Source organism: Fastidiosibacter lacustris, assembly GCF_003428155.1.
Lineage (GTDB): Bacteria > Pseudomonadota > Gammaproteobacteria > Francisellales > Francisellaceae > Caedibacter > Caedibacter lacustris.
This window is the reverse complement of sequence record NZ_QLIR01000003.1, coordinates 20,970-35,562: the sequence shown is the minus strand read 5'-3', so window position 1 is coordinate 35,562 and position 14,593 is coordinate 20,970. Positions and strand designations below refer to the sequence as shown.

The 14,593-nt window shown below is 35.9% G+C and carries 8 protein-coding genes and 1 pseudogene; 1 reads left to right on the top strand and 8 read right to left on the bottom strand.

Features of this window, described 5'->3' with window-relative positions:
* Positions 1 to 205 precede the first annotated feature (205 nt).
* From DNJ77_RS02555 to DNJ77_RS02545, 3 genes are read right to left on the bottom strand one after another with little or no spacing between them, the layout of a single operon-like run.
* Complete coding sequence (locus DNJ77_RS02555) at positions 206 to 3,346, bottom strand: M66 family metalloprotease (protein ID WP_116963438.1); 3,141 nt, start codon at positions 3,344 to 3,346, stop codon at positions 206 to 208.
* Between the two features lie 32 nt (positions 3,347 to 3,378).
* The gene (locus DNJ77_RS02550) at positions 3,379 to 4,053 is read right to left on the bottom strand and encodes an NHL repeat-containing protein (protein ID WP_116963437.1); all 675 of its coding nucleotides are present in this window, start codon (positions 4,051 to 4,053) and stop codon (positions 3,379 to 3,381) included.
* Positions 4,001 to 5,593 (bottom strand): NHL repeat-containing protein, encoded by a 1,593-nt coding sequence (locus tag DNJ77_RS02545; protein ID WP_116963436.1) that lies wholly within the window; start codon positions 5,591 to 5,593, stop codon positions 4,001 to 4,003. The genes DNJ77_RS02550 and DNJ77_RS02545 overlap by 53 nt, the downstream gene beginning before the upstream one ends.
* 349 nt (positions 5,594 to 5,942) lie before the next feature.
* On the opposite strand from DNJ77_RS02545, the gene DNJ77_RS02540 reads away from it, so the two are divergent.
* Positions 5,943 to 6,419, top strand: a complete 477-nt coding sequence (locus DNJ77_RS02540) for a hypothetical protein (protein ID WP_116963435.1) — start codon at positions 5,943 to 5,945, stop codon at positions 6,417 to 6,419.
* Here the strand turns inward: DNJ77_RS02540 and DNJ77_RS02535 are convergent.
* From DNJ77_RS02535 to cydD, 5 genes and pseudogenes are all read right to left on the bottom strand, one after another.
* Entirely contained in the window at positions 6,411 to 9,179 is a 2,769-nt protein-coding gene (locus DNJ77_RS02535) for a valine--tRNA ligase (protein ID WP_116963434.1), read from the bottom strand. The genes DNJ77_RS02540 and DNJ77_RS02535 overlap by 9 nt on opposite strands.
* 200 nt (positions 9,180 to 9,379) lie before the next feature.
* Positions 9,380 to 10,087: pseudogene (locus DNJ77_RS02530) on the bottom strand (MIP/aquaporin family protein); the annotation flags it as partial.
* A gap of 43 nt (positions 10,088 to 10,130) precedes the next feature.
* On the bottom strand, positions 10,131 to 11,048 hold the full coding sequence (locus DNJ77_RS02525; protein ID WP_116963433.1) for an ABC transporter substrate-binding protein: 918 nt from the start codon (positions 11,046 to 11,048) through the stop codon (positions 10,131 to 10,133).
* A 32-nt stretch (positions 11,049 to 11,080) separates the two neighbouring features.
* Positions 11,081 to 12,733, bottom strand: a complete 1,653-nt coding sequence (gene cydC / locus DNJ77_RS02520; RefSeq protein ID WP_116963432.1) for a thiol reductant ABC exporter subunit CydC — start codon at positions 12,731 to 12,733, stop codon at positions 11,081 to 11,083.
* Positions 12,733 to 14,526 (bottom strand): thiol reductant ABC exporter subunit CydD, encoded by a 1,794-nt coding sequence (cydD, locus tag DNJ77_RS02515; RefSeq protein ID WP_116963431.1) that lies wholly within the window; start codon positions 14,524 to 14,526, stop codon positions 12,733 to 12,735. The genes cydC and cydD overlap by 1 nt, the downstream gene beginning before the upstream one ends.
* Positions 14,527 to 14,593 lie beyond the last annotated feature (67 nt).

Below are 14,593 nucleotides of genomic sequence, written 5' to 3'. Positions count from 1 at the left end.
TACAAACCTTTATTTTGGACCAAAAGTTATCACTCTACTCACAGGAATAATTCTGCCTTTATAGATCTCAACGACTCTATTGTTATACGTTTACAGGTTGATCTGCTTGTATATTTTCAAACAATTTACCCATTCCACTTCTTACAAAATCATCCCAAATAAAGAAAATTTGTTTGACGTTTATAGGTTCAAAAGCGTTCAGTTTTTAATTGACTAAGAACTCGTCTTCAACTTTTAGTTTTCTTTGAAAGCTCCCATCATGCCAACCTTGAGCAACCATATAAAATTCAACTTTATAACTTCCTTTTGGTAACTCAATATTATCGTTTATATCAAAGTAAATTTTTGCAGCTCCATACCCTGACTGCAAACCTTCGTTTAATTTTTTATCAAACTTTCCATAATAGTGTTTTTTATTCCCACGCAATGTGACATGATAAAAATTGCCATCACTTTTATTAAATGCTTTAACAATAATTTTTGTATACCCATTACCAATATTCCATCCCCCATCCTCTTTCACTGCTGACTCTGAATACAAAACGTTTATGCGATCCACCGGAATGTAAAAATAGACGCTACTATTAGACGCTTCATGAGAAAAATTTTTAGTCTCCACCCCAAGCTTAACTACTATATCATCAACAATTATAAGGCTATTATCACTTGTACCTAAATATCGCCAAGCATCAGACTGGGCGTTTGGATAAGGTAAAATACCAGATTTTAAAGATTGATAATAACGATTATTATGACCTTTATATAAACGACCAGCCTCAATATATTCTTCACCAACATAGGAATGTAACTGACCATAAATATTTTCTAATTTCCATTCAAACTCTTCTAGATCATAGAACTTATCATTTTTAAAATAATCATCAATATCTTTTAACTTTAATGCGGCTTTTGCATATCCTCCCATATCACTAATTACCACAGGATCTGGTAAATTTGGTTTAGACTCTGTGATTACTTTGCTAAGAACATATTCACTTACGCCATCCTTACATTCTAGATCAACCCTTTTATAGTCAATCTCACTTGATATATTTATATGAAATTTATTCATTTCTTTTACACTTCGCCTTTTATCATATAACGGGTAGGATATAACCTCACCTTTCTCAGTGGTCAGATTTAAAGAACAATTTGTTTTCTTAGCACTAGGCTTGAATACGTTTCCCCAATTACCATACATAGGTGGATAAATATAACCTTGTATTTTTCCCTCCGGATCATAATAACCAACAAGCGTCATAACAGCTACACCAATTTTTTCTGGTTTTACATAGATCGAATGTGGTGCTTGTTCCATCATCCTGGTTTCTTTGTTCCATAATAGGTAAACAGATGGACTATTTTCATCTAGAACATGTCTTTTTTGTAACTCGCCCTGGATAATCTTTGCCGAATAAGGCGTATATTGAGTAAATAAGGAAATACCACCAGAAATATCTCCACCTGCCATTGCGTCTGTATTAAATTGATACAATCCTTCAAAAGGTAATGTACATGGTTGATAATTTGGAATACAAGCTGATCCTTTGCTAGTCCAAATCAAATTTGTCAACATTTTCTTTCTGAAAGAATCATAACCCCAGCCTGCTTCAGTGCTTTGTATAGATTGAAGACCACCTGGATAATGGCCTAGTCCATAATCGTGCCCTAGCTCATGAGTAAATTGATTACCAACAGTAGAATCAAGGGTAAGCTGTCCTCCTCCACCTGATAAACCATGTACTACCACACCATTTTGATACTTGCCAACACTTGTATGAACAACTGTTTGTTTAAATCTAGAAGACGATTCTTGAGAGCTCCCAGCTGTATCATTAATCCCAATATTTGCCATTCGTATACCTGTTGAGATCAGTGATTTACCAATATTTTCTCTTAAATCTCCACTATACACACCACCAGTATCATTACTCTGCTCAGTATATATTTTCCCATCTGGCATGGTTATTTTTTTCCAAAAGACAGGTTCGTACTCGGAAATAGTCAGTTTTGATATTAGCGTTTTTTGAAAAAAATCAATTCCCATTCTGGCTGGATCTTGGATCCATGTATTTATTTTTTTAGGAGGCGTCAACATACCAATTTCAATATTGATTAATACCTGCTCCATTGGTGCAGAGATATCCAGAGTTTGTGTTTGCGCTTCCTTAGCATCACTTCTAACAATGCGTACTTTTGGAAAACCATGTATATATTCAGCAGGGATATAAATTGACCAAGTTGAATTGCTATAGATTAAATTTGGTCCATTCATATACAGAGGCTGATCCGTTGTATAAAACTCATCCGGTGTGTTTAACTTTGCTTCAAATCCATTAATAAAGACCTTATAAGTATAATTTCGATTTTGATCAACTGGTCGGAACATTAACAATGCTCCCCTATTTGCAATTAGAATAGGTCTATCAAATTTTGTTGCCTGTGGATAGACTAAATGTGATTGATTAAAACTTACCTCCCCTGCAAAATCACCTTCCAAATTTTGTATTGGCGCAATCGAATCATGAAAAATCATCTTCTTTTTTAATGTTGTATCAATAACATCAATACTAAGGCGATCACTACTGAGCTCAACAACAAAGTTATCTCCTATGTTTTCAAACGTAAAAAAATATTGACCCGACCTGATATCGGTACTGATATCTGCCCTAACTTCACACAACACATTTTGTTGATTCAAATTTAGGCTACATTGTCCTTGATCACCTAACACTATTTTATCTGTGCTTGCAAATACCTGATAAGTTTGAATAAAACTAACACTACTATCATTTAACCACTCAGCAAACGGATAAGAAAACTGAATACGTACAGAATCTCCTGGATTAACAGCTTTTACTTCGTTTCCAACTTCATTAATAAGTTTTACAATTACACGTTCTTTTGATGCAGGGCTTATTACTTTATATTTAAGCGTTTTTAATCCAGCCGCCTCAAACTGTAACTCATGCACACAATTTGTGTTAGAAGGAAAAATCTCAAATACTTTCTTCTGTTGAGAACCAACTACAAGATCCAAGACATTAGGATTAATCGTGAGTTTTTGTTCACAATTAGATACATCCCTTATTTCAACAGTTCGAGTATTGTTCTCATTACTACCAATTCTCAAACCACCAATACTACTTAGAGAAATTGCAAACTGTTTCGCCTCAGTTAACCAAATATATTCAGGGATATCTATATTTGCAGCAATATTATATATTGGCTCTGACCCTTCATTTGCGGCATTACCTGAGTTACCACCACAAGCAGTTAAAAAAAGTGAACCACAACTGAACAAACAAATTAATGGTAATACTTTTCTTTTATAATTTTGACGCATTGTCTTTCCTTTATTATAAATTAACACCAGTCTTAAAACCCTACTGCCACGCCATCTTTATCAGCAGTATCGCTGTCACATTTCCCTGCAATGGTGATCAATCTGTCTTTGTCTCCAGAAATCACTTTTCTGATAACCCCACTATTCATATCCGTTATAAACACTCTGCCATCGCCTGCACTCACTATACCAGTGGGTCGATTCAAAGTAGCAATTTGCTGACTTTCAGAATTATTTGAACCAAAACCGTCTATGCAACCTGGCTGAGATGATCCCTGACCTATAGCACTAGTCACCTCATTGACAGAATTAGCTTGATCAGCTTCTTTGTTCTGATTGATATTTGTTATTTTCCGCAATTTATGGTTACCACTATCTGTAACCCATAAATGATTAGTATCATCATCCCACGACAATTGAGTAGGATAACTAAATGCCGTTGCTGTTGATTCATCTCCATCACAATCGCCAGAGCCATTAAAATTACGCGTGCAATTATTATTTGCTCCTTTGCCTGCAATTGTTTTCACCATTACACTCTCGTCTTTTGTTGTGATTAAACGGATTGCATGATTATTGGTATCAGCAATAAAAATATTACCACTATAATCAACAGCAATACCTGATGGCTGGTTAAACCTTGCAGTCAGTGCATCACCGTCCACAAACCCTGAACGATGACCACTGTCCGCTCCCCCCCCCTGCAATTACAGACATCTGCCATATACCTTCATCATTTTGTGATAATTTCGCAATACGATTATTCATGGTGTCTGCTAGATATAAATGACCATCTTGATCAAAAGTGATCTGACCAAAAGCACGACTAAAGACGTATCTTAAAGCTTTCTCATCTTTACGTTTTATCATTGCGCTATGAATTCTAATATCCAAGTCACTTTTCCATGAATTCCCACTCGAGCCAATCCCAATATGAACACCTGTATTATTATAGGCTTGGATAGTAGGGTTATTTAAAGCAACCGTTGGGATAGTTGCAAATGGGGGACCACCAGCACCAGCTGCCAAATTTAAGATAGCCCTTGAACTCCACCAATTTTGAGTTAATACATTACTGATGGTTGCTGACCATGGAATAATGCGACCGATGAATGAATTTACGTTGTTATAAGGTTCATATACTAAATATGTGTAATAAGGGAAGGATGTTTCAATTTTTAATCCCGGTCGATATTGAGTGGCATTGTTACCTGTTAAACTTGAACTTAACACATCATACGAATATGACGCATCTTCAAGGGTGCTAAGCAAGGTAGCTGAAAATAAACTATTATCACCAGGTAATTGAAAATTCAGCCTGGCTTTTTGATCACCTTGTTCAGTAATAGACAAAGCCACACCATCGATCGTATAGCCTGTTTTTGCTGGACGATTATGTGGATTATATTCTACGCGCGCATTAGAGTGTTTGGGGTCCTCAAATATATTTTCTACTAATATTGTTTCATCTTGCTCTTGCCAAACCGTACGAACAATCCATTGGCTTGAGTCATTTTTATTCACTTTTGAAAGTTCCACAATATTACGGTTAGACTCAGCAATAAAAACATTGCCGGTTTTTGGGTGAACCGTAATGCCAGTCGGGCGAACAAGTTTATATCCTACCAACGATCCATCACGATTGACAGATTTCAGATCAGCTGTCGTAACAACTCCTTTGCCATCAATAATACGCAAATTACCTGATTTAATATCTGTTACGAATAATCTGTTATAAACAGAATCATACGCAATACCATAAGGCATTGAAAAACTAGAATCCACTTTAGGATTAAGTTTAATTTCAAAGGTATAAGCATCTGCTGACGCAATGTTACGCTGGTCTAAAAGACCTACTTTATCAGTTGATTTTTTATGGAATACTGTCACTTTTGCAATTGTATCTGTATCTGAAACGCCAAATTCAGGTGGCGTATATCTAATCGCCATCCCATAATGCGTATTGTTGATGGCATTAGGGCTAAATCTATCAATCATAGCTAAGCTACCCGGACCTTCTAATGTCCACAAAAGATCATACGGTAAAATATGACTTGGATTTGTTCTTAATATTAGTGGCTGACCACCTGAAACCGTTGTTAATAATACACTTTTGCTTGGGTTAATTTCTGCCTTGATTGGTGCACTGCTTGTATCGCTTCTACCACCACAAGCAGTTAAAATTGCTGTACAAATAACTAAACGAATTCCTTTATGACCAGCTTTCAAATATGAATAATTTATCATCCCCCACCTTATACAATTTAAGCTTTTTTAACTTGTATTTCGACCTGTTATATATCCTCAAACAGACTATAACAAGCGTTAACGCAAACTCCCCAATATCCTACGAGTTAAATTATAAATGAAACTTCCTTTTTATATAACCGTATTAAATTTTAAAAAAATACGGTGTTTATAGCCTTTTTAAAATTAAATGGTCAAATTAAAGATGCTTTTAGATATTTTTTTAAAAATATAAATTATAAAAAAGTGAAAAAATATTTTCTGGCTACACAAAATACATTATTTGCCTAAATTAATCCTATACTCTGATTAGAATTAGCTTAATTCAATCTAACAAGGAGAGTAAAATATGAAACCTGTTAACTTAATACTCTTAGGTATATTTATGACTATAAACCCACACTTTGCAGAACAACAAAGCACTCAAATCAGGATTACTGCAACTGTATACATTCCGACAGTAACAACAGAAGCTCAATTTGTTTCAAAACAAAACTTTCATATAATGAATAAAAATCAACAGCGTGATGGGATGTATTTGACAAGTGAAGAAGATTTCTGGAAATTACAATTAAAAGATCCTGCCAAGCTACGCTTAAAAGCAGAACCAAGCTTAATAAAACTATCCTCGCATAAAAATAGTCCTGAATCACCTCCTACATTACCACTTATCGTGACCGCGGATGGTAAAGATATATCTCAACTGGGCACTGAGCTTACCCAAAATACACTTCACACCATACAAATCAAGACTAAAAGTACTACTCAATCTCTTAAAGGCGTTTATCGCGCACGCATTAAAATGATACTGGAAGGGTTATGGTAATAAAGCTTCTAATTTTTCAAACTGTTTTACCAATTTAGCCTGAGTGCTTTGGTATTCAAAAAGCTTTGTTTTCTCTTTTTCAACAACATCAAGTGGAGCATTGGCAACAAATTTTTCATTGCTTAATTTAGCTCTCAAGCGAATAATTTCTTTTTCTAATTTTTCTTGCTCTTTTTTTAGGCGCATTTGCTCGGCTGTAACGTCTATCAAACCTGCCAATGGAATATGTAATTCCATATTATCAACCAAAGTTGTTGCCGACATCGGTACGTCGTTATTTACTATAATATCAGACACTTTAGCCATTGACTGAATGAGTGATTTCATTACCTGTAATTTGACCAGTTCATCTGTAGTTGCATTTTTGATATAAAGTAAAATGTTTAAGCTTGGCTTAACGTTCATTTCTGAACGAATAGTTCTTATTGCTACAATGATTCTTTTAACCCACTCTATCTCATTTGAAGCTTTTTCATTGACAAGGTTTTGATCAAATACAGGGAAGTTGCTAGTCATAATTGATGTTATGCTATCCAGGGTAAACACTTTCACTTGACTAAAAATTTCCTCAGTAATAAATGGTATGATCGGGTGAGCTAAGCGCAAAATTTTATCTAGTACGGTAATTAAGGTATATTGAACGCCTTGCTTTTGTTCTGGAGTAACGTTTTCATCGTTTAAGCTTGCTTTGGCAAATTCAACGTACCAATCACAATATTGATTCCAAACAAATTCATATATCGTTTGCGCCAATAGATCAAAACGATATTGAGCAATGTGTTTATGTACTTCAACAATTGTTTGATTAAGCTTATGCCAAATCCAATGCTCAGCAATCCCGATTTTATATTGATTATCGTTGGCATCGTAGTCTTCAAGGTTCATCATCACAAAGCGCGAAGCGTTCCATAGCTTGTTACAAAAATTACGATAACCTTCCATGCGCGCCACATCAAAACAAATATCACGCGAAGTTGAAGCAAGGGCAGTAAAGGTAAAGCGCAGCGCATCGGTGCCATATGCCTCAATTCCGTTAGGAAAATGTTTATGGGTTTGCTTTTCGACTTTTGTTTTCATTTGTGGCTGCATCAAAGCTTGAGTGCGTTTTGAAATTAAGTCCTCCAAGGAAATACCATCAATCAAATCAACTGGGTCCAATACATTTCCTTTTGATTTTGACATCTTTTGCCCTTCTGCATCGCGAATGAGTCCTGTGATGTAGATATCCCTAAATGGCACATCTTTCATAAAATAAAGACCAAACATCATCATTCTGGCCACCCAAAAAAAGATAATATCAAAACCCGTTACCAATACGCTTGTAGGGTAATACTTTTTAAGTTCAGGTGTATTTTCAGGCCAACCTAAAGTTGAAAATGGCCAAAGTGCTGCTGAAAACCAGGTATCAAATACATCTTCATCTTGCTGTAAGATTAACTCAAGTGATAAACCATATTTAGTCCGTACATCCTCTTCAGAACTACCAACGTATACCTTGCCATTTAGATCGTACCAGGCGGGGATTCGATGCCCCCACCACAATTGACGTGAAATACACCAATCTTGCAAATCATTCATCCACGAATAATACGTATTTTTCCAATTATCTGGTACAAAGCGCACACTACCATTTTCAACTGCTTCAAGTGCTGGTTTTCCTAATTCACCTGCTTTAACAAACCACTGTTTAGTTAAATAGGGTTCAAGTATCGCACCTGTCCTATCACCTTTAGGCACTTTTAAAACATGTGGTTCAACTTTAACTAAAAAGCCTTGCGCTTCCATATCAATCACGATCTTTTTACGTGCTTCAAAACGGTCTAAACCCTGATAGACTTTGGGAACATTTGTGTTTAATTTGGCATCGTTTGCTAAGATGTTAATTATTGGTAAATGGTGGCGTTTACCAATTTCATAATCATTAAAGTCATGTGCAGGTGTAATTTTAACGCAACCTGTCCCAAACTCAACATCAACGTATTCATCCGCAATTATAGGAATTTCTCGCTCTGTTAAAGGTAGCTTAACTAGCTTACCAATTAAATGCTTATAACGTTCATCTTCTGGATTAACTGCTACTGCCACATCTCCTAACATCGTTTCAGGACGAGTTGTTGCAATTTCAATACTACCACTGTCATCTACTAATGGATAACGAAAATGCCAAAGTGAACCATTTTCTTCTTCTTGAACCACCTCTAAATCAGAAACAGCTGTTAATAGTACTGGATCCCAATTGACTAAGCGCTCACCACGATAAGCTAAACCATCTTCATACAATTTAATAAAGCATGTTTGTACGGCTTTAGATAAACCATCATCCATAGTAAAACGCTCACGAGACCAATCACAAGATGCCCCTAAGCGACGCATTTGCTTAGCAATTGTACCACCTGAATACTCCTTCCACTGCCAAATCCTCTCTATGAACTTTTCCCGTCCTAAATCATGGCGCGAAACCCCTTCTGCGTTTAAATTACGCTCAACTACCATTTGTGTTGCAATACCTGCATGATCGGTTCCAGGCTGCCATAAAGCATTATCGCCCATCATCCGATGATAACGTATTAATAAATCCATTAAGGTTTGCTGAAAACCATGCCCCATGTGTAAAGTTCCGGTCACATTAGGTGGAGGAAGCATGATAGTAAAAGGCACACCCTTAGTTTGACCACATCTAAATAAACCTTTTTTTTCCCACGTTTCATAACATTTTTGTTCTAGTAATTTTGGATCATAATTTTTTTGTATTTCTGACATCTTAATTGTCCTGTTTGTTAGCTTATATCCATCACAAACTACTTTGCAAAAACTTATGCAAAATAACTAATGATAGGAGTAGATCAAAAATTCAGGCTGGTATTCTATCACATAGACTTGGCAAAAAAAGCTTTAAAATATATCCATATTAATGTCATAACACATCTGACAGTACAGTTTATTTGAGTGGAAAATCAGCTTTAAAACATAAATACTCGAATTAATATTACACCTAAAACAGCCCCAGTTAGTGGTGCTAAAATAGGCACCCAGGCATAACCCCAGTCACTTGAGCCTTTGCCTTTGATAGGTAAGATCATATGTGCAATTCTAGGACCTAAGTCCCTAGCTGGATTAATTGCATAACCTGTGGGTCCGCCTAAAGATAGACCAATTCCCCACACCGCAAAGCCAAATACATAAGGTAAGCTGCCATTAGCAAAAGGGAGTTTATTGCCATAATTGATCAACGCTCCAACAAAAATAATTAAAAGTGTTGTCGCAATAAGCTCAGTCAAAAAATTACTACCTTTATGGCGCATAGCAGGATGAGTAGAAAATATCATCAGCTTAAAATGAGAATTTTTAGTATATTGCCAATGGGGGTAATAGCTAAGCCATACCAAAACACCTCCTAAAAAACAGCCAAGTAACTGAGCAAACCATAATGAAATTACTTGCCACATGGAGTTATAAATTCCTCCTAATAAATATTTAGCCAAGGTAACTGCCGGATTAATATCTGCTTGATCTGAGCCTGCTGCTTGTGCGACAAAAACAGCCATCATTACCGCAAATCCCCAGCCAGCTGTAATCACCATCCAACCGCTATTTTCAGCTTTAGACTGCTTTAATAGCACCCCTGCAACAACACCTCCACCAAGTAAAATCAATACTATACAACCTAATAATTCCCCAAAAAAGCACTATGTAACATATATCCCCCTACACTTAAGGATGTAGTTGTGAGTTTGCGCTAGAGAGTATATCACACATGCTTATTATTCCAGTTACAATTTGTGGGGAAAATTGGGAGATTTCATCGGATGATAGCTGATAAACGAAGTGATTTTTTACAGCTTTAAGATACGTCCATTGTTGCCACATACTATTTGGCTGTTTTTGCCATGCTGTCTTCATCGTACCAAGCATGATAATCAATTGTGGATTTTCTTTTAATATCGCACTGACATCGGTTTCAAAACTGACTTTCTTTATGCTTTTAAAAACGTTTTCTCCGCCACAACGCGTGATAATGTCATTTAAAATACCACTGCCACCAGCTACAAAAATGGGCTTTTCTGCTAATTGAAAAAGTAAAGTTATGCTACGTTTTGGTTTGTTTTTGTTTTGGGTGGCTTGATTGATTTTATGCATAAAATCAAGCTGCAACTTAGTTGCAGCTTGATTGAGATTAATAGCTGTTCCTATTTCAACAAATGTCTTACCTAGTTCTTCTAAATTATCTGCATTAAATATCTTAACTTTAATACCAAAACGCTCTAACAATGTGATGGTTTGAGGTTGTGTTTGCCCTTGCCAAGTAATTACAATATCTGGTTTAAGCATCAATATTTTTGTAACGTTTAATGCTTGGAATGAACCGATATTTTCATATTGCTGATAATATTCTGGCTGACCTGGATAGTAAATTGTGGCAATGAGTTTGGCATTATCCTCTTCTGAAGTTTTTTGAGCGAACATAATAACGTTACGAATAATTGCTGTGGTATTGGGTGATAACGAAATGACTTTGGTCGTATTGGCACCTGCAATATAAGGTAATATATGAAGTAAAAGCACAACCAACATAACTTTGCAGTTTAAATGCGTTTTTTTACCTTTTTTACTTTGTATTAAAGATTGCATGATATTTCTTCGTCATGTTTCTAAATCATCGTTTATAGATAAATTACTCTATCTACATAGGTTAACAATTTACGGCTATGCGTGATTAAAATAACCGTTTTATTGTCCATAACCGTTTTTAATGCTTTTATTACCCGATCTTCCGTCACTTTATCCAGACCTTCTGTTGGTTCATCTAAGACTAATATTGGATTGTGTGACAGTACTGCTTGTGCCAACGACAAGCGTCGTTTTTGCCCCTTTGATAAATGTTTACCATGCTCACCAACCCATGTGTCTAAGCCATTTGCAAGGGTTGCGACAAATATCTTTAAATCAACGACATCAAGCGCATCCCAAAGCATATCGTCTGTTGCACCTTCATTTGCTAACAACAAATTATTACGAATACTGCCATTGAAAATATGTGGCTGCTGCGTAATAATCGTCATTTGTTGACGTAACTGATTTTCACTTAATTTACTAATATCTACTCCACCGATCAAAATACAACCTTTTTGTGGTACAAAAAATCGAGCTAATAAATTCACCAAAGTTGATTTACCACAACCTGTTGTACCAAAAAGTACTACTTTCTCATTGGGTTTTAACGCAAGATTAAAACGATGGTAAATCTTTGTCCGATTTTGATAACAAAAATCAATATCCTCAAAATGAATGCTATTATCAACTGGTTTTTTATCACTACTTCCCTCTGGAAAACTAACTGTAGGCTTTTGATCAATAATTTGTAGTAAACGTTTAGCTGAGGTCAATGTACCTCCTAAATACTGATACGCCACAGGTAACGGCATTATCGCTTCAAAAAGTCCCATAATTGCCAATGCAATTAAGGCAATAAATGCACCATTTAGATGTCCACTATGCACAAGTCCCACAGCAATCCAAACGCCAAACCATAAAGTTAAACCTAAAAATAAAGTCATTAATGCTGCACTTAATCCAGTATAACAACTCATCTTTTGCTGACTTTGAATCAGTGACATATTTTGTATTTGGATTAACTTATTATGCTTATCTTCAGCTGCAAAAACTTTAAGCTCTGCTAAAGATTGAATATGTTCAGTAATAGCTGTTTTAAGTTCCGCACTCTCTTGTGCTAAATTTGCCGCATACTTTGCCGATAGTGTTCCAACACCAACTGGAATAAAAAAACCTGCAACACAAGCCAAGAGCATCGTAGTGATCGCAAGCCCTATGCTAAAGAAACTAAAGAAAATACCAATAACCAAAATTGATAAAAAAAGCACACAACTTGGTGAAATAATTCGAATGTATAAATTATCAAGCGCATTGACATCATTCACTAAGCGATTTAATAAGTCTCCACTTTTGTATTGTGTCAAATGTACAGGGGCTAATGGAGTAAGTTTTTGGTATACCCATACACGCACATCTGTCAAAATTTTAAACGTTGCTTCATGGGTAAATACCCGCTCACCATAACGTGTGACAATTCGAAATAAAGAAAAAGTGCGAACCCCCGCAGCTGGGTAAAAATAGTTAAACTCCTGCATAACAGCATAACTTGAAATTGCAACAAAACCAGTGGCTGAAATAAACCATCCTGACAAGGATAACAAACCGATACTAGCTAAAATCGCCAGAAATGCTAAACCCGTGCCAATAAACATCCATTTTGCTTGATTTTTAAAAAGGCTTAAAAAAGGAATTAACTCGCGCATTAATGCACCTCTCTATCAATATGATACGCATATAATGCATTAAAAAAACCTGACTTTTCTGCTAATAAGCTTTCTAAGCTGCCTTGCTGGACGATCTTACCTTCATTCATGACCACAATGTGATCCATTTTAGACAAAAAAGCCAAACGATGGGTGAGCATGATCACCGTTTTATCCGTCCAATTTCGAATTAGACTTTCCATGATAAGTGTTTCGTTTTTTTCATCTAAACTTGCTGTTGGCTCATCTAATAACAGTAATTCACATGGTTTAAGGTAAGCTCGTGCTAATGCTAAACGCTGGGCTTGACCACCTGATAAACCTAAGTTTTGTTCACCTAGCTCCGTATCCAATCCATCAGCAAATGTTTTGACTTCCTTATCTAAAGCTGCCAACGTCAACGCATGCCATAATTCATCATCTGTTGCATGTTCTTTAGCAAGCAATAAGTTATACCTTATACTACCTTTAAATAAACCTGCATGTTGACCAAGCCAACTGATTTTCTTAAGCCAATCTTTTTCGTTTATGTCATTTAAAGGCGTATATCCATTAATAAGGAGTTTATTATTTTTTTCATGTATAAATTTCATCAATAAATTAAGCACAGTTGTTTTACCCGCACCACTTGCACCTATAACTGCTATCTTTTGTCCTTTTGTTATTGTTAATGAAATATTATTTAATGCCGATTGGCTTTTACCATGATAACTATAGCTTAATTGATTAAATGAAATGGATTGAATGTTTTCAGTAAAAGGAAGTTGAACGCCTCCTTTATCCTCCTGTAAATCAAATATTTTTTGCAACTCAAGAGCAGCACCTACTGCTTCGGCTTTAGCATGGTAATGTGTACTTAACTCACGCAATGGTAGGAAAAACTCAGGTGCTAATAGCAAAATAAACAGTCCACCTTGTAAAGTCATATTATCAAACACCCACCAAATGGTATGTGTATTTGCACTATTGATAAATCCCATGCCCAAATAAATCGCAACAAGTGCAATAGATGCAGCTGAGAAAACCTCTAGTACTGCCGAAGATAAAAAAGCCATTCTTAGTACTTTCATTGTTTTTATACAATATTCATCTGAGTAATTAAAGATGACTTTAGCATGCTGCTTACTCCGGTTAAACAACCTAATCGTTGCCAAGCCTTGTAATGTATCTAAAAAAACTGAGCTTATCCGTCCTAAAGTTTTAAAATGTTTCTGATTTTCGCTCTCAGCACCCAATCCCACCAACATCATAAACAAAGGAATAAGTGGCGCACAAATAAGTAAAATCAATCCACAAACAATGCTTTGTGGAAAGACGAATATTAAAATTGCAAAAGGCATAAGTCCAGCTAGTGTCACCTGTGGTAAAAAATGAGTTAAGAAATTATTCATTCCCTCTACTTGTTCCATTGCCGAGCTTACGAGCTCACCACTACTCATTGTAGATGCCTTTATGGGTCCCAAGCGATTAATATGCAAGATGATATCTTCTCTTAATTGCTGTTTAACACATGCTGCTGCCTGAAAGCTTACTATTTCTTTTAACCATGATAAGCCTGCCCGAATCAATACGATCATGGCAATTCCAATAAAATAAGTAATAAGTTGAGTTTGCGATAAGTGCTCGATAAAAGCGGCATAGCAAATGTGTGCTAATAAATACAACTGACCAATTAACAATAAACCACTTGTAAAACTCACAAAAACAGTCAATTGGATCCATCGCTTTGCTGGTTTTGCTTTTGATTTTAACCACAAGCGCGCACTTTTACGCTCAAGCGCAGTATTTGACATCTATTCAATCTATAAAGCGTACAATTCATGGCGGCATTATATCAACATGTAAAAACCATGTAAGCCC